The following is a 16,110-nucleotide window of genomic DNA, read 5'->3' as shown; positions in this document are numbered from 1 at the left end:
GGCTCTCCAGACATCATCCAGGCAGTGGATTGTCGGAGCAGAACCTGAAAGGCACGGACGCACCAGGACTGGTGCTGTGCATCGTCGTCGAGCGCTCGATTGTCGAACAATTTCCCGGACGAAGCACAAGAGGACTCGCCGGGTGACGAGAAATCTTGTTCCCTACGCAGGCGCTAACCTGATCAGGTTCAACGGGATCCGAAATTATTCGATCTCAGCCTCATAGCAAGGCACCCCGACAAGAACCCGGCCAGTCTAGACACAACCGGCAAAGAACGCCAACTCCGCGGCAAACACCATGATGAATGGCGCAATTAACGGATTGTTGCCGAACGCAGGCGCAACTACACTCGCTCTGCCCTGCCGGGCCTTGACGCTACGGGGGGTGCGCCTTACCTTTGGCGCCCGGATTACTTCCATAATATTCATGCTAGGGATCGCCTCATGCTGCGCAAACTTTCACTGGCTCTTGCCGTGTCTTGTGCGTCCAACGCAATGGCCTGGGCAGCAGAAGCGCCCTTGTCGACCAAAACCGATCTGGTCAGCGTCTATCAGGAAGCGGTCGACAACAACGCCGACCTGGCCGCTGCCCGCGCCCAGTACGGTGCACAGAAAGAAGTGGTACCGCAGGCTCGCGCCGGATTGCTGCCGAATCTGTCCGGTGGCGCCGAAGTCGCTGACGTGCGCACTTCGCTCGACCAGCCTTCAGCCATCGCCAACCGCAGCGCTCACTCGTATCAGGCGACCCTGGCTCAGCCGCTGTTCCGCGCCGATCGCTGGTTCCAGTACCAGGCTGCCAAAGACGTCAACGAACAAGCCGCGCTGCAACTGTCGGCCACCGAGCAGAACCTGATCCTGCAATCGGCCGAGAGCTACTTCAACGTGCTGCGCAGCCAGGACAACCTGGCCTCGACCAAGGCTGAAGAAGCCGCGTTCAAGCGCCAGCTCGACCAGTCCAACGAGCGATTCGACGTCGGCCTGTCGGACAAGACCGACGTGCTGCAATCCCAAGCCAGCTACGACACCGCGCGCGCCAACCGGATCGTCGCGCAGCGTCAGGTCGATGATGCGTTCGAAGCGCTGATCACCCTGACCAACCGCCAGTACAACTCGATTCAGGGCATTGTCCATACGCTGCCGATCCTGCCGCCGGCGCCGAATGACGCCAAGTCGTGGGTCGACACCGCCGCCCGACAGAACCTCAATCTGCTCGCCAGCAACTACGCTGTCAGTTCCGCCGAACAGACCCTGAAACAGCGCAAGGCCGGCCACTTGCCGACCCTCGATGCGGTGGCCAAGTACGAAAAAGGTGACAACGACGCCCTCGGTTTCGCCAACCCGAACGCCTTTGGCACACCCTACGGTGGCAACGTCGAGCAAAGCACGCTGGGCCTGCAACTGAACATTCCGATCTACAGCGGCGGGCTGACCAGCTCCCAGGTGCGTGAGTCCTACTCACGCCTCGATCAAACCGAGCAGCAGCGCGAAGCCCTGCGCCGGCAAGTCGTCGAAAACACTCGCAACCTGCACCGCGCGGTGAACACCGACGTCGAGCAGGTGCAGGCGCGCCGCCAGTCGATCATCTCCAACCAGAGCGCGGTGGAAGCCACGGAAATCGGTTATCAGGTGGGCACGCGCAACATCGTCGACGTGCTCGATGCGCAGCGCCAGTTGTATACCTCGGTGCGCAACTACAACAACACGCGTTATGACTACATCCTCGACAACCTGCGCTTGAAGCAGGCCGCGGGGACATTGAACCCGGGTGATCTGGAGGATCTGCGCCGTTACCTGAAGGCCGATTACAACCCGGACAAGGATTTCCTGCCGCCGGATCTGGCCAAGGCTGCCGAGGCGCAGCTCAGGGCCCGCCCTTAAAAGCAAAAGATCGCAGCCTTCGGCAGCTCCTACATTGGAATGCATTTCCATGCAGGAGCTGCCGATTGCTGCGATCTTTTTTGCTTTATTTGATCAGTCGGCCCAAGCCATCCAGCAAACGCTGCAACGCGCCCTGATTGCGGCGCATCACCGCCAGCCCCTCATCAGCCATACGCTGTGCATCCCGTGGCAGTTCGAACAGGCGCTGGACTTCCACTGCCAGCCCTTCGGCATCATCCACTTCAACCAACGCCCCGGCCTCGCGCAACTGCGCGGCGATGTCGAGGAAGTTGAACAGGTGCGGGCCGCTGATCACCGGTTTCGCCAGTGCGGCGGGCTCCAGCAAATTGTGCCCGCCATTCGGCACCAGGCTGCCGCCGACAAAGGCGCTGTCGGCCAAGGCGTAGAGAAACAGCAGCTCACCCATGGTGTCGCCGAGCAGCACCGAAGTTTGCGCATCGACATTAGCGGCGGTCGAACGACGCAGTGTGGCAAAACCTTCGCGCTGACACAGTTCGAACACCGAGTTGAAGCGCTCCGGGTGACGCGGTACCAGAATCAGCAACGCATCCGGATGATTGGCCAACAAACGCCGATGGGCGTTCAACACCACTTCATCCTCGCCTTCATGGGTGCTGGCAGCGATCCACACCGGTCGCTCCAGCGCCTGCCACTGGTCACGCAATTGGGCGGCGCGTTGCAGCAGTTGCGGGTCGATGGTCAGGTCGAATTTGATCGAACCAGTGACCTCGACGGTCTCGGGACGCGCACCCAGATCGCGGAAGCGCTGAGCTTCGGCCTCGGTCTGCACGGCAAAAAAACTCATTTCGGCGAGCATCGGCGTGGTCAGTTTGCTGAAGCGGCCATAACCCTTGGCCGAGCGTTCGGACAATCGTCCGTTGGCGAGCGCCACCGGGATGCCGCGTTTGGCGCACTGATGAATATGGTTGGGCCACAGTTCGGTTTCCATGATCACGGCCAGTTTCGGCTGTGCGCGATCAAGGAAGCGCGCCGCTGCACATGGCAAGTCATAGGGCAGATAGCAATGCTGGATGCGCGGCTCGGTGGCGAACAGTGCCTGAATCCGCTCCGAGCCGGTCGGGGTCATGCAGGTCACGGTGATCGGCAGTTGTGGATAACGTTGCAGCAACGCGCGGATCATCGGCGCGGCGGCGATGCTTTCGCCCACCGACACCGCGTGTACCCAGATGCCGCCGGGTTGCAGCGCCGGCATCGCGTAAGAGAAACGTTCGCCAATGCGCTTGGCATACGCCGGCGCCTTGCGCGCCCGCAGCCACAGCCGAATCGCCACCAATGGCAGCCCCAGGTAAAACAGCGCGGTGTAGAGAGTTCTATTCATGGCGGCGGAGTTTATCGACTTTTTCCGTCGATCGCGCGCAAGTGCACGGCAAAACGCTCGGCCAGCCAACGCGCAGCCGGGCCGAGCGGCTCGTCGCGCCGCCAGACCAGCTCCACCACCAGCGCTGGCGGCGTCCATTCACTGGCGAGTTCGACCATCAAGCCCTGATAGGCCGAGTACTGCACCACGTGCCTGGGCAGCCACGCCCAGCCTAGATCGCGCACCAGCCATTCGGCCATCACGTAAAAACTGTCGGCACGCCACACCTGTGGGCTGGCCGGCTCGTTGCCGGGGTAGACACTGGTTTGCGTCGACATCAAAAGCTGCCGGTGTTGCGCCAGTTGTTGGCAGGTCACGTACGTCTGCGTCGCCAACGGATGATTGATCCCGCAGACCGTGACCATTTCCACGCTCCCCAATACTCGTCGCTCCAGCGCCTCGGGGATTTCATCGTGATAGAACAGCAAGCCGAGATCGGCGCGGCGCTCGACGAGTTTGCGTGCGACTTCGCCTTGAGCAGCGCTGGTGAGTTGTACTTCCAGGCTGGGAAATTGATCGGCCAGCGCGCCGAAACTTTCCACCAGCGCCTGATAGGGCATCGCCTCATCCTGCGCCACGCGCAGTTGCGCTTCCTGGCCGCGCATCATCGCCATGGCCCGGCCATTCAGGCGCTCACACTGGCGCAAGACTTCTCGCGCCTCCTCGAGCAGCGCCTCCCCCGCTTCGGTGAGCCTCGGCTGACGACCGCTGCTACGCTCAAACAGGCTCACGCCCAGATCATCCTCGAGCATGGCGATGGCACTGCTGATCGCCGACTGCGCCTTGCGCTGTTGCCGGGCCACGGCGGAGAACGAACGCTGTTCGGCGACCGCGATAAACACGCGTAGCTGATCCAGATTCCACTGCATACTCATCGCGCAACCCATCTCCCAAACAGATAGGTAATGACTTTACCGCATCTGAACAACCTCTAAAATGCCGACCTCAGAAAGTAACGCTACACACGAGGATTACACATGAACGCCTACGCCTACCTTGCCATCGCCATCTGCGCCGAAGTCATGGCCACCGTTTCGATGAAAGCGGTCAAAGGCTTCAGTACACCGCTGCCGCTGCTGGTAGTGATCGTGGGTTACGCCATCGCGTTCTGGATGCTGATCCTGGTAGTGCGCACGGTGCCGGTGGGTGTCGCTTACGCGGTGTGGGCCGGGATGGGCATTGTGATGGTCAGTATCGCGGCGCTGTTCATCTATGGGCAGAAGCTGGATGTACCGGCGATTTTGGGGATGGGATTGATTGTTCTGGGCGTTGTGGTGATTCAACTGTTCTCGAAAACCGCCGGCCATTAAAAACCAATCGCAGTACCTGTGGGAGCGAGCCTGCTCGCGAAGAGGGCATGTCAGTCGACAACGATATTGCCTGACACAGCGCTTTCGCGAGCAGGCTCTCTCCCACATTTGATTTTGCATCCAGCCTGTTAATCATCGACAAATCCGCCTCTTTCCCGAGTCTGTATACTGCGCCCTCGTCTTAAACACTGAGGTCGCTGCATGCCATCCGTTATTTCCACCGACGTTCTGATTGTCGGCGCTGGTGTCGCCGGCCTCTGGCTGAATGCGCGCCTGCGCCGTCAGGGGTTTTCGACCGTGCTGGTGGAAAGTGCCAGCCTCGGTGGCGGGCAGAGTGTGAAATCCCAAGGCATCATCCACGGCGGCGCCAAGTACGCGCTGCATGGCGCGTTGACCGGTGCTTCGGAAGCCATCGCCGACATGCCGCGACGCTGGCGTGAGGCGCTGGCCGGCAACGGCGAGCTGGATCTGAGTGGCGTGCGCCTGCTCTCCGAAGCCCATTACCTGTGGTCGCCAGGCACCCTCGCCGGCAACCTCACCAGCTTCTTCGCCAGTAAAGCCGTGCGCGGCCGCGTCGATCAGGTCAAGGGCGATCAACTGCCGCCAGCCCTGCAAGACAAGCGTTTCAAGGGCAAGGTCTATCGCCTGGCCGAACTGGTGGTCGATGTGCCGAGCCTGATCCAGCGTCTGGCCGATCTGGCCGGTGACGGTCTGCTCGCCGGGCAGACCATCGAGCCGTTGCTGGAAGCAGGCGTGCTGGTGGGCCTGAAGGTCGACGGTCGCGAGATCCGCGCCCAGCGCATCGTGCTCAGTGCTGGCGAAGGCACCGCGCATTTGCTTGAGCACCTGGGCCTGAGCAAACCGGCCATGCAACGCCGGCCGCTGCACATGATCCTCGCCAAAGGCCCAGGCCTGAAACCGCTGTACGCCCACTGCCTGGGTGGCGGCACCAAACCACGCATTACCGTCACCACGCATCCGGCGGCTGATGGCCAGTGGGTCTGGTACATGGGTGGCGACATTGCCGAAAGTGAAGGCGTGAACCGCGAACCCGCCGAACAGATCGCTACCGCGCAAAAAGAAATCGCCCAGTTGTTGCCGTGGATCGACCTCAGCACCGCGCAATGGGCGACGTTGCGCGTCGACCGTGCCGAGCCGCTGCAAACCGGCCTGACGCGCCCGGACAACGCGTTCCTCGCCGAAGAGGGTCGCCTGCTGGTCGGCTGGCCGACCAAACTGGCGCTGGCGCCGGACTTTGCCGACCGAGTGATGGCCTCATTGCAGCGCGACGGTATCCAGCCGCAACCCGGCGAACCGTTACCGTCGCTGCCAAAACCACCGATGGGCGTTCCGGCCTGGGAGCAACTGTTGCCATGAGCATTGCCACCCTGCATGACTTTCACCGCCCGCTGGGCAGTACCGGCCTGACGGTCTCACCGCTGGGCCTAGGCACGGTCAAACTTGGCCGCGATCAAGGGGTGAAATACCCCAACGGCTTCCAGATTCCCGATGACGACGAAGCGCGGATGCTGCTCAGGCAGGCACGCGAGTTGGGCATCAACCTGATCGACACTGCCCCGGCCTACGGTCGCAGCGAAGAGCGTCTTGGCCCGCTGTTGCGCGGCCAGCGTCAGGATTGGGTGATCGTCAGCAAAGTCGGCGAAGAGTTTGCCGACGGCCTCTCGCGACACGATTTCAGCGCGGCGCATACGCGTTTGTCGGTCGAACGCAGCCTGAAACGTCTGGAAACGGACGTTATCGATCTGGTGCTGGTGCACTCCGATGGCAACGACCTGGCCATTCTTGAGCACGAAGAGGTTTATGCCACACTCGCCGCGCTCAAGGCCGAGGGCAAGATTCGCGGCTTCGGTTTTTCCGGCAAGACCGTCGAAGGTGGCCTCAAAGCATTGGAGCAAGGCGACTGCGCGATGGTCACCTACAATCTGAACGAACAAAACGAGAAGGCTGTCATTGACTATGCTGCTGCGCACGGCAAAGCCATTCTGGTGAAGAAGGCCCTGGCCAGCGGTCACGTTTGCCTGAGCCCGGGCGTGGATCCGGTGCGCGCCAGCTTCGAGTTGCTTTTCGCGCAACCTGGCGTCGCCAGTGCTATCGTCGGGACGATCAATCCGCTGCACCTCGCCCACAACGTTGCGACCGTTGCCCAAGTCCTTCGTAGTCACTGACGCCGCCCCGCGGCCTTAAGCAGGAGCCGATATGCCGCGCACGCTCATCAGAAAGAACCCGAGCAACTTCAAGACTCTGCCGCTGTTCGTCGAAGCTACGCCCGAAGGCCTGACGTATCAGAGCGTCGGGATGCCGCTGAATTTCACGCAGACCTTGCAGCGACGCAAACCGGTCAGCGTGGCGGACGCCGAGCGCTTCTCGCTGGAACTGGCGAATCTGGGAGTCTCGGTGCGCCTGACCCTGCATTGGCAGAATCGCGACTACTGGGTGTTGGTGCGCCAGCGCCGGCAGGATCGCGGCGATGTGGTGCTGAAGTTGATTTCCGGTTACGTACCGGCTCACGAACTGAATATCCCGCTGCACACGGCCATTCAGGAAATCGCCGAAGAGTGTTTGCTGGAAACCCCCGAAGGCTGGCTCGGCGGGCGCTTCAACGACACCTGGCTGCCGGCGCCCTACTCCTCGGCCCTGCACTATCGCGAGGCTTTGCCGTTTCGGTTGACGCCGTTGTCCGGTTCGGCACGCCCCATTCGTAGCGCCAATCTGCAATTGCTGGAGCGGCCGCGGGCCTATGTGCACTTGCCGACAGCATCGCTGCAATTGATCTACGACTTGCGCCTGGACGTGCCCAAGGAAGCCAAGTCCCTGAGCCTGTTCCACGTCGATGAGCGTCTGGAAGGCGATCAACTGGTGGCGCGGCTCGACCGCAAGCGCCCCGATCTGTACTTGATGCCACTCAAGGACGGCGCGCCACTGGCCGAGTTGTACACCCTCAAGCGCGACAAACTGCTACCGGCCAGCACACGCGGGCTGTATCTGGCCGAGAGCTTTGCGAATCAAGAAGGCTGGGTAGTGCGCGAAGAGCGGATTCGCTGGAAAGACTGGCTCGTGCAACAGGGCCTGCAACCGGCAAAGCCCCCTCGTGCGGGCCTCAAACAGCTAAGCCTCAAGGCGTTGCGCCTTGTGGGCCTGGGCAAGAAGCGCGCGCGCTGACTGCCGGTTAGCGCCGGCGATCCAGCCACGTACGCAATGTGGCGAAGAAGTGGAAGTATCGATTCTCGCGTTTGCCCATGCCGCGCTTGGGCGAAAACGACTCCTCGGCAAAGGCGCCGGTAATACGCACTCGCGAAGCCTGGGTCTTCAGTGTGCAAACCTTGGCGTCGGCCTGCTGCAACGCGAATTTAAGCAAGCGTTCGGAATGCAGCTTCCTCCCCGTCGCCTTGCAGAACTCGAAGATGCGCTCGATGCGTTTGCCATACGCGACGTAAGTATCGCGACCGCAAATGGCAAAGCGGTCGTTCAACCCACCCCACCATTGCCAGTCGGGAATGTAGGCATTGTGCCGCCGCGCCTCTGGATGATTGAACACATAAGCAGGTAGCGGGTTGTGGAAGAAATTGTCCGGACGCACGAACACCACGAAATCGGGATCGAAGGATTCAATCATGCTGGTGACGGTGTGCAGTGAGTTGAGCTGATAGATCAGGTTGCGCAACGATGCAAAATCATCCGCCCAGGTGTCGCCCTGTGCTTTGACTTGCTCGAAATCCCAACGATCCAGCACGCCTTCGGTCGAGGTCAGCGTCCCGCTCATCGATTCGAATGGCTGGTAGTTGTCCGCCGCCAGCTCGCCTTTCTCGCCTGAACGGGAGTTCTGCACTTCATCGATTTTGTACAGGTGATAAAAGCACTTCACGTCGCTGCCCGCAGGTAACTGCGCCAGTACGTTCTGCTCGATGGAAGGAAAACAAATCGGCGAGTTTCTCGGGATACCGAAAAAAGCCACGGCAATTTTCAACACTCAACAGCACCTTTTCGAAAGTTGTACGGGTCGGCCGGCACGGACTCGCTTATTTGCGGCGAAACAACTTCTGCCACCAGCGGCGGGGTTGCAGCGGCACGACGATGACGTCCGATTTCTGCAGCCAGTCGCGCTCGTAATCCCAGGCATGCCCACCCCACAGTTTTCCAGCTTCGTTGGAAAAACCCAGGGTCATGAGCTGATAGGTGTACCCGACGTGACCGCGCAACCAGTCGAACAACACGAGCGTGTTGAAACCGGTGGAGGGGCCAACGTAGCGCTTGCCGCCCGGCCGGTCGACCGGATAGTTCCAGAGCGGTGGCAGCGGAATGCGATCCCAGTACATGGCCACCCGAGTCAGCGGACTCATCGGTGCGGCACAGCCGACCAGCATGGTGAAACAGCGCTCACCCGCCTGATCAAACAGCCGCTGCACGTCCGGCCCCAAGGGCAGGCCAAAAAAGTACGCGTCCTGAGCGTTATAGCCATGCACGACGACGTTCACGCTTCGCGAGTCGAGCAGAGACGCCTTGATGCAGGTATTGAAGCTGACCACGACGTCATCGACGCCAATGTTCAACGCCTGAAAATCAGCCGCCGTAATGGCTGGATTGTTGGCAATCAATACGACCCGAGGCGCACGGCTCAGGCATGCCTGCAATGGCGCGGGCAGCGCCTCCAGAACAGACTGGTCACCGCCAGGCAGCGCATCCAGCGCCATGTGTTCGTCCTTCATTCAGGTCGGCACCTTCATCCCGTGGCGTAGCTTGACCCAGAACTGCGTGAACGCCGAAGGCGGCTGCCATGGGCGCATTTCACGCTGGATTTCCGTGGCCAGGGCCTGGCCAACTCGGGCGAAGGAATAGCGACTTTGCGCAAACTCCTGCCCATTCATGGCGATACGTTGCGCCAGCTCCGGGTCGTCCTGCAGCAGTTTGATCTTCGCAACGGCCTCGTCTGCGCTGCGGTAAAACACGGTGTTGTGCATGTCTTCGAAGCCGAGTAACTGGTCTTCTTCGCCCTGGCTCCAGGCCAGCAGCACGCAGCCACAAGCCATGGCTTCAAAATTCTTGATCATGAACTCGTTCATGCCGATGTCAGCACTGACGAAAATCTTGATGCGATTGAGTGTTTCGAGGTATTCCGTACCCGATTTCGTGCGAGTCACCAGCATGCCGGTACGTTGCGCGAGCGACTCAAGCATTGCCTTGCGCTCGGCGTACTCGGTGCTTTTCAGGCTGCCCAGAAAACCGATGGGGATATCGCGCTCGGCGCCGGTATTGCGCAGCATCTGCTCGTCGTAACCCTTGGAGACGAAGACTGTGTCGATGCCTTCAGCGAGCATTTTGCGGGCAACAACGGCGCCGGACACCAGCGCGCGGCAGCTCGGTAGACGACTGTAGAGACGCGAATACACGCCACGATATTTACTGGCGGGCATGTAATTCTGGTAGGCGTCGTGCTCGAGGAACACCAGCCCGGGAATGCACTTGAGCACCCGCAATTGCGTGGCCAGGCGCTTGACCCGAGAGAAGATCACCACGCGGTCGAACGTTTGATAGTCAACCGAGGCCAGAAACGGCCCGAGGTTCATCTGTTGCTGCTTGCTCAGACGGAAGATGACGCATTCATCACAGTTCTGCTGCACGATGTCGTAGAGCCGGTCGAGAATGACCCGCTGCTCGTCCATCACCAGTAGCATGACTTTCATAGGTTAATTGACCACGCGACGTAGGCAGGCAAGCGCATCGGATTCAAACCTGCCGACATCAACGGAAACGGCTAGATCCCCATGGCAAAATCCGTTCACACGCAGTACACAAAGGTAAAAATTCATCTGATCAGCGACTGCGGATTTTTTCGACAATTGCGGTCGTCGAGCTGTTTTCCACAAGCCCCAGCACTTTCACGGTACCGCCATAAGACGTCACGATGTCGGCGCCGACCACTTGGTCGATCCCGTAATCGCCGCCCTTGACCAACACGTCCGGCTTGACCTCACGCAGCAGGTTTTCCGGGGTGCCTTCAGGGAAACTGATGACCCAGTCCACCGCGCCCAACCCTGCCAGAACTGCCATGCGGCGGTCGACACTGTTGATCGGACGACCCGGCCCCTTCAAGCGACTGACCGAAGCATCGTCATTGACCGCGACAATCAGACGATCGCCCTGGGCGCGCGCCTGTTCCAGATAGGTCACGTGGCCGGCGTGCAGAATGTCGAAGCAGCCATTGGTGAACACGATCTTTTCGTTATGCGCCCGAGCATCGGCCACCGCGAGAATCAACTGTTCCAGGCCCAGCACACCGCGCTCGGAGCCTTCTTCACGCTGAATGGCGCGACGCAGTTCCGGAGCACTGATGGCCGCCGTACCGAGTTTGCCGACCACAATGCCTGCGGCCAGATTGGCCAGCGCCACGGCATGGGGCAGCTCTTCGCCGGCGGCGATGGCAGCAGCCAGCGTCGAGATCACCGTGTCACCGGCACCGGTGACGTCGAACACTTCTCGCGCACGGGCCGGCAGGTGCAGCGCCGGATGATCAGGACGCAGCAGGGTCATGCCGTGTTCGCCACGGGTCACCAGCAGCGCACCGAGCTCAAGGTCGTGCATCAGCGCAGCGCCCTTGCTCACCAGCTCATGCTCATCGGCGCAACCGCCGACGATGGCTTCGAATTCGCTGAGGTTGGGGGTGATCAGGCTGGCGCCACGGTAGATCGAGAAATCCTTGCCCTTCGGGTCGGCCAGCACCGGGATATTCCTGGCGCGGGCAGCCTGAATCAGCGCCTGATGGTTTTTCAGTGCGCCTTTGCCGTAGTCGGACAACACCAGCACCTTGATGCCTTCCAGCAGATCATCGACCTGCGAGGCGAGGGCCAGGGCATCGGTGGCAAACGGTTCTTCAAAGTCAATTCGCAGCAATTGCTGGTGCCGGCTCATGACCCGCAGCTTGACGATGGTTGGCTGGTGCGCAATGCGCTGGAACAAGGCACGTACGCCCGCGCCCTTGAGACTGTTGCTCAGGCTGTCGGCAGCTTCGTCGTCACCGGTCACACCGACCAGGGACGCCGGCGCACCCAGCGCGGCAATGTTCAAGGCAACGTTCGCGGCACCGCCCGGACGATCTTCGATTTGCTCGACTTTAACGACCGGCACCGGGGCCTCAGGGGAGATCCGTGAGGTTCCGCCATGCCAGTAACGGTCGAGCATGACATCGCCGACTACCAAGACCGGGGCTTGATCGAAACGCGGCATGGACAACTTCATGGAGCAACCCACATACAAAATGAACAGGGGCGCGATATTAACACAGGGAAAAGCGCCGTCCGCCTCAATCTGAAAGGTCGCGCACCCAGAACAATTCGTGGCGCCGGACAGCCTTGCGGAAAAATTCGTTACTGCCCGTTACAGGCCAGCGGCGCCCGGCCAGAGCCTGCTGGATCCAGCGGCGCAATTGGCGCTTGAACACTTGCCCGCCCTGCAAGTCATGCTCCATCGCCAGTGCCATGGCCTTGTCCAGCTGCGTATCCGCCGACAGCAACGGGCTCCACAAGCGGTCAGCCGGCAACGGCTCGATCGCAGGCGGCAAGGCGATACCGGCACCGGCAGGCCCCATCGGCCAGCGGTCGTTGTCATGCAGGTGATTGGCGTACATCAGGAGCGTCGCCGGCTTCCAGTTGCTCAGGGCAATGGCTTCAAGCAGCGCTTGAGTGGAGGCGACGTGATCGCTGTGGGGGTCGAGCTCAGGATGCGGCGTGACCAGCACCTCGGGACGATAGTGTTCCAGCAGTTTCGCCAGGTCACCGACCAGATTCTGCCAGGTCGGTTGCCCGTCGATGTCGGCGGGCAAGGCCAGAGGATTATGCCGGCGCACGCTGCGCACATCGCTTTCCTGCGACTCTCGGGAGCCGAACGCCTTGCCCGGTTCTGCAGCCATCGCAGGCAATTGCAGGCAGTAATAACCCAGTTGCACGCAACGCTCGGCGGGCACCCCGCCCCACTGCGGAATCGCCAGACTGTCCCAACTGCGCAAACGCCCCTTCAACCGGGCAGCCGCAGCTTGATCCAGACCCAGGCGCTGGAAATCTTCAGCCTCGATCTCGCCTTGGGTCAGAGTGACGATACTGACGTCCTCGCAGCGGCTATACAGGCCGAACGCTGCCAACTCGGCATCATCGGCATGGGGCGCGATGACCATCACACGCTGGCGGCTGTAGTCAGGGCTGGCCATGATCCACAATGTGCCGGCGGTACCCGCTGCACAATAGCGACCGCGCAGGGTCAGTGATCCCTGCTGCAATGCCTTGGCTTGACCGGACAGATTCAGAAAACGCCGCCCGCTGACCCCGCGCTCAAAATCCTGGCGATCATCGCCGACCTGAACGTAAGGATCGAGCCAGCGCCCCAGCCAGCCAGCCTTCAATTCAAGTTCGAGAACAAGCGTCTCGCCTGCTGCCAACGGCTCGCTCAGACGCACAACACCAGCGCTCAGGCTCACCGCCTGACGCGCCGTGTCTGCAGGAAACGCGTATTGATAATCGTCAGAGGGCCGATAGAACAAATGATCGGCAAACCACGCCTCGTGGGCGACCCAGGCCAGCACCAGCAACAGCGGCACCAGCCACCACGCGATGAGTAACCCGATCACAAGCAGCGCGACCAGAAAGGCTACGAGGAACATGCGCTTGTTACGTCGATGGGCCTTGAGAAGCTGTTGCTTGCGAGCGCTCATGAATTCAGACCTTGTAGACCGGCACCGTGTGGCACCAGCGATCCTTGTACTCACGGTCGGCACGACCGAATGAATAACGCAGAGGCTTGCCCAGCGCCTGCGCATCTGCCCAGGCCTGCTGGGTGTTGACGAAGCTCAGGACGCTGCCCGGGCTGAACTCGCGGCTCTGCGGGTCGACGCCACCATTGACGTATTCAAGCGACACCCACTCGGGCGCCTCGACGCGATACAAAACCTGAATGGCCACGGGGGCCGATTCGAGCATGACCACCGAGCCGGTCATGAATTCGCGCAACAGTGTGAAGACCTCGACCAGCCCAGCCTTGCCCGGTACCTCAAAGCCCCAGCGACGCTGAAACAGATCGCCGTAAGCGGCGGCCTGCTCTTGCGGGGTAAATCCGGACATCGGCACCAGCGAGCCACCCGCCTCTTCCAGCAAGCGCTGCTCGCGACGCTGGTTGTAGCGAAATTTCTTCGAATACTCTTCCGGCAACCGGGCAAGGGCCAGGCCCTCCGGCTGCGCTTTCAAGGTGCTGATCCGCTCGGCATTCAGCTGGGAAACATAGGCCATACGCTGACGGACCGGCACGACGATATCGGGTGCGATCGGCAGGATGATTTCTGCATTGCCCATGTCCAGCAAGCCGCGCTTGCCCTCACGCTTGAGCACTTCCTTGGACAAGGCGACGTGGCGCCCCCAGCAAGGAATGGCGGCAAGCACCTCACCGCCAACGATCCAGCCCAGGTAACGCAACTCGATGCCAACGAAGGCCGAAAGCCGTTCGACCACCTCGGGATGTGTCGCGAAACTGCCACCGAAACGCTGCCAGGCACCCGCGTACGCATCCCGGTCGATTTCAGTCCAGCCGCGCTCACGAAAGCTGCGAAACATTGTCAGCATACGTTGGTCACGTGGGCCGGCTGAGGTTCGTCACCCTCTTCAAACTCTTTGGCATGCAGACGCGAGTAGTAGCCGTTCTGCTCGAGCAACTGCGCGTGGGTGCCACGCTCGACGATGCGGCCTTCATCCATGACCAGAATCAGGTCGGCCTTCTCGATGGTGCTCAAACGGTGAGCGATGACCAGCGTCGTGCGGTTCTGCACCACATGATCCAGTGCTGCCTGAATGTGCCGTTCCGACTCCGTATCGAGAGCCGACGTGGCCTCGTCGAGAATCAGCAACGGTGCATCCTTGAGCAGGGCCCGGGCGATCGCGATGCGTTGGCGCTGGCCGCCGGACAGCAATACGCCATTTTCGCCGACCATGGTCTCGTAACCCTCCGGCATCTTGACGATGAACTCGTCAGCATAAGCCTCGGTAGCCGCGCGTTTGACCTCTTCGAAAGGCGCGCCAGCCAGATCGCCGTAAGCGATGTTGTTGGTCACCGTATCGTTGAACAGCGTGACGGCCTGGGTAACCAGAGCGATCTGGCGACGCAGGCTGCGCAAGGTGAAATCCTGAACCTCTACCCCATCAAGCAGAATCTGACCCTGCTCATGCTGGTAGAAGCGCGGAATCAACCCGGCCAGCGTCGACTTGCCGCTGCCCGAACGCCCGACCAGAGCAACCATCTGCCCAGGCTCGACGACAAAGCTGATGTCGTTGAGCACCTTTTTGTCGGTGTCCGGGTACTGGAAGCTCAGATTGCGCACTTCCAGACGACCTTCAAGACGATCGCGCTCGACCGTGCCCTGATCCACTTCCGCCGGCTCATCCAGTTGCTCGAAAATACTCTCGGCACCAGCCACGCCTTTCTGGATGGTCGAGCTGACTTCGGAGAGCTGGCGAATAGGCTTGGGCAACAGACCGGCCATTGTGATGTAGGCCACCAGATCGCCCGGCGATGCGTCACCGCGAAGATAAAGCACGAGGAACATGACCACGGCCATGGCGCTGTACGTCACCAGTTGCAGCATCGGTGTGTAAACCGCGCCGGTCTTGGTCATCGTCAGCTGCTTGTCGGTGTTGCTTTGGCTGGCGTCGCGAAAGCGGTCTTTTTCGTAGACTTCGCCACCGAAACTGCGCACGACGCGATAACCATGAATGGTCTCGGAGGCAACGTGCGTGACGTTGCCCATGGACACCTGGATCTTTTTGCTTTGCTTGCGGAATTTCTTGCTGGTGCTGTTCACCATAATGCCGATCACCGGCAGGATAGCGACCATCACCAGGGTGAGTTTCCAGTTCATCCACAACAGGGTGCAGAACAGGAAAATCACGGTCATGCCTTCACGGATGACCACTTTGATCGCATCCGTCGCCGCCCCCGTGACCATCGTCACGTTGAAGGTGATTCGGGAAATCAGATGACCGGAGTTGTTCTTGTCGAAGAAGCGGTTGGGTAAATCCAGCAACTTGTTGAACAGCACGACCCGCAAGTCATGCACCAGGCCCAGAGAAACCCGCGCCAGAAAAAAGTTGCCGAGAAAAGAACCCACACCCTGCAACACGGCGATGAACACAATCATCAGTGGTACGGTTTCGAGCAACTGCAACTTGCCCAGATAAGGGTTGCCCGGAAACAGACTGGCTTCAGGATTGGCCAGACCGTCGACAAAGTACTTGAGAATGTAAGCGAGCATTGGCTGGGTCGATGCGAAGAGCAGGAACCCGACGATGCTGAGAAGGAAGAGACCGGCGTAAGGCCGCACGTAAGCCAAAAGGCGGAAATAGATCGCCAGCGTTGACTGGGCTTTCGGTTCAGGACTGCTCATGGTGATCCGCACAATTCAGTGAGGCGCGGATGATATCACACGCGTTTTTCCCCCGATAAACATGACTTCACGCCAGCCTTGGAGCAAGTCGG

General features: G+C 60.6%; 14 protein-coding genes and 1 riboswitch. Of the genes, 5 read left to right on the top strand and 9 right to left on the bottom strand.

The features are described from left to right. Positions 1-142: 142 nt before the first annotated feature. Positions 143-248: riboswitch (TPP riboswitch) on the bottom strand. A gap of 196 nt (positions 249-444) precedes the next feature. Continuing rightward, complete coding sequence (locus tag AB4P97_RS26580; RefSeq protein WP_042557349.1) at positions 445-1,878, top strand: TolC family outer membrane protein; 1,434 nt, start codon at positions 445-447, stop codon at positions 1,876-1,878. 85 nt (positions 1,879-1,963) lie between these two features. Here the strand turns inward: AB4P97_RS26580 and waaA are convergent, their stop codons facing one another. Both waaA and AB4P97_RS26570 read right to left on the bottom strand, forming a co-directional pair. Continuing rightward, the gene (gene waaA / locus AB4P97_RS26575) at positions 1,964-3,238 is read right to left on the bottom strand and encodes a lipid IV(A) 3-deoxy-D-manno-octulosonic acid transferase (protein ID WP_042557348.1); all 1,275 of its coding nucleotides are present in this window, start codon (positions 3,236-3,238) and stop codon (positions 1,964-1,966) included. 11 nt (positions 3,239-3,249) lie between these two features. Further along, a complete protein-coding gene (locus AB4P97_RS26570; RefSeq protein ID WP_261736289.1) occupies positions 3,250-4,152 on the bottom strand; it encodes a LysR family transcriptional regulator in 903 nt (300 codons plus the stop codon). Positions 4,153-4,254: 102 nt separating this feature from the next. Here AB4P97_RS26570 and AB4P97_RS26565 point away from each other — a divergent pair, with 102 nt between their 5' ends. The 4 genes from AB4P97_RS26565 (at position 4,255) to AB4P97_RS26550 (ending at position 7,767) form a co-directional block, all read left to right on the top strand. Beyond that, complete coding sequence (locus tag AB4P97_RS26565; protein WP_042557345.1) at positions 4,255-4,587, top strand: multidrug efflux SMR transporter; 333 nt, start codon at positions 4,255-4,257, stop codon at positions 4,585-4,587. A gap of 201 nt (positions 4,588-4,788) precedes the next feature. Next, positions 4,789-5,964, top strand: a complete 1,176-nt coding sequence (locus AB4P97_RS26560) for an FAD-binding oxidoreductase (protein WP_042557344.1) — start codon at positions 4,789-4,791, stop codon at positions 5,962-5,964. Then, positions 5,961-6,773, top strand: a complete 813-nt coding sequence (locus AB4P97_RS26555) for an aldo/keto reductase (protein WP_042557343.1) — start codon at positions 5,961-5,963, stop codon at positions 6,771-6,773. The genes AB4P97_RS26560 and AB4P97_RS26555 overlap by 4 nt, the downstream gene beginning before the upstream one ends. A gap of 31 nt (positions 6,774-6,804) precedes the next feature. Beyond that, the gene (locus tag AB4P97_RS26550) at positions 6,805-7,767 is read left to right on the top strand and encodes a hypothetical protein (protein WP_047299465.1); all 963 of its coding nucleotides are present in this window, start codon (positions 6,805-6,807) and stop codon (positions 7,765-7,767) included. Between the two features lie 7 nt (positions 7,768-7,774). On the opposite strand, the gene AB4P97_RS26545 is transcribed toward AB4P97_RS26550, so the two are convergent. From AB4P97_RS26545 to msbA, 7 genes are all read right to left on the bottom strand, one after another. After that, positions 7,775-8,575, bottom strand: coding sequence for a hypothetical protein (locus AB4P97_RS26545; protein ID WP_042557341.1), 801 nt, complete (start codon positions 8,573-8,575; stop codon positions 7,775-7,777). 49 nt (positions 8,576-8,624) lie between these two features. Next, the gene (locus AB4P97_RS26540; RefSeq protein WP_042557340.1) at positions 8,625-9,311 is read right to left on the bottom strand and encodes a hypothetical protein; all 687 of its coding nucleotides are present in this window, start codon (positions 9,309-9,311) and stop codon (positions 8,625-8,627) included. Next, entirely contained in the window at positions 9,312-10,286 is a 975-nt protein-coding gene (locus tag AB4P97_RS26535) for a glycosyltransferase (RefSeq protein ID WP_042557339.1), read from the bottom strand. Between the two features lie 130 nt (positions 10,287-10,416). Next, positions 10,417-11,838 carry a bifunctional D-glycero-beta-D-manno-heptose-7-phosphate kinase/D-glycero-beta-D-manno-heptose 1-phosphate adenylyltransferase HldE gene (hldE, locus tag AB4P97_RS26530; protein ID WP_042557338.1) on the bottom strand — a complete coding sequence of 474 codons (1,422 nt, stop codon included), beginning with the start codon at positions 11,836-11,838 and terminating at the stop codon, positions 10,417-10,419. 64 nt (positions 11,839-11,902) lie between these two features. Beyond that, on the bottom strand, positions 11,903-13,303 hold the full coding sequence (locus AB4P97_RS26525) for a PIG-L deacetylase family protein (protein ID WP_042557337.1): 1,401 nt from the start codon (positions 13,301-13,303) through the stop codon (positions 11,903-11,905). 4 nt (positions 13,304-13,307) lie between these two features. Further along, positions 13,308-14,204 (bottom strand): GNAT family N-acetyltransferase, encoded by an 897-nt coding sequence (locus AB4P97_RS26520; protein ID WP_042557336.1) that lies wholly within the window; start codon positions 14,202-14,204, stop codon positions 13,308-13,310. Further along, the gene (gene msbA, locus AB4P97_RS26515; protein ID WP_042557335.1) at positions 14,198-16,018 is read right to left on the bottom strand and encodes a lipid A export permease/ATP-binding protein MsbA; all 1,821 of its coding nucleotides are present in this window, start codon (positions 16,016-16,018) and stop codon (positions 14,198-14,200) included. The genes AB4P97_RS26520 and msbA overlap by 7 nt, the downstream gene beginning before the upstream one ends. Positions 16,019-16,110 lie beyond the last annotated feature (92 nt).

Origin of the sequence: Pseudomonas sp. A1230 (assembly GCF_044218825.1) — a bacterium.
Lineage (GTDB): Bacteria > Pseudomonadota > Gammaproteobacteria > Pseudomonadales > Pseudomonadaceae > Aquipseudomonas > Aquipseudomonas iridis.
This window is presented reverse-complemented; position numbering and strand designations above follow the sequence as displayed.

Excerpts from the sequence above, each read along its gene's own strand:
- AB4P97_RS26580 (WP_042557349.1), top strand. The coding sequence starts at position 445 with ATGCTGCGCAAACTTTCACTGGCTCTTGCCGTGTCTTGTGCGTCCAAC.
- waaA (WP_042557348.1), bottom strand. The coding sequence starts at position 3,238 with ATGAATAGAACTCTCTACACCGCGCTGTTTTACCTGGGGCTGCCATTG.
- AB4P97_RS26570 (WP_261736289.1), bottom strand. The coding sequence starts at position 4,152 with ATGAGTATGCAGTGGAATCTGGATCAGCTACGCGTGTTTATCGCGGTC.
- AB4P97_RS26565 (WP_042557345.1), top strand. The coding sequence starts at position 4,255 with ATGAACGCCTACGCCTACCTTGCCATCGCCATCTGCGCCGAAGTCATG.
- AB4P97_RS26560 (WP_042557344.1), top strand. The coding sequence starts at position 4,789 with ATGCCATCCGTTATTTCCACCGACGTTCTGATTGTCGGCGCTGGTGTC.
- AB4P97_RS26555 (WP_042557343.1), top strand. The coding sequence starts at position 5,961 with ATGAGCATTGCCACCCTGCATGACTTTCACCGCCCGCTGGGCAGTACC.
- AB4P97_RS26550 (WP_047299465.1), top strand. The coding sequence starts at position 6,805 with ATGCCGCGCACGCTCATCAGAAAGAACCCGAGCAACTTCAAGACTCTG.
- AB4P97_RS26540 (WP_042557340.1), bottom strand. The coding sequence starts at position 9,311 with ATGAAGGACGAACACATGGCGCTGGATGCGCTGCCTGGCGGTGACCAG.
- AB4P97_RS26535 (WP_042557339.1), bottom strand. The coding sequence starts at position 10,286 with ATGAAAGTCATGCTACTGGTGATGGACGAGCAGCGGGTCATTCTCGAC.
- hldE (WP_042557338.1), bottom strand. The coding sequence starts at position 11,838 with ATGAAGTTGTCCATGCCGCGTTTCGATCAAGCCCCGGTCTTGGTAGTC.
- AB4P97_RS26525 (WP_042557337.1), bottom strand. The coding sequence starts at position 13,303 with ATGAGCGCTCGCAAGCAACAGCTTCTCAAGGCCCATCGACGTAACAAG.
- AB4P97_RS26520 (WP_042557336.1), bottom strand. The coding sequence starts at position 14,204 with ATGCTGACAATGTTTCGCAGCTTTCGTGAGCGCGGCTGGACTGAAATC.
- msbA (WP_042557335.1), bottom strand. The coding sequence starts at position 16,018 with ATGAGCAGTCCTGAACCGAAAGCCCAGTCAACGCTGGCGATCTATTTC.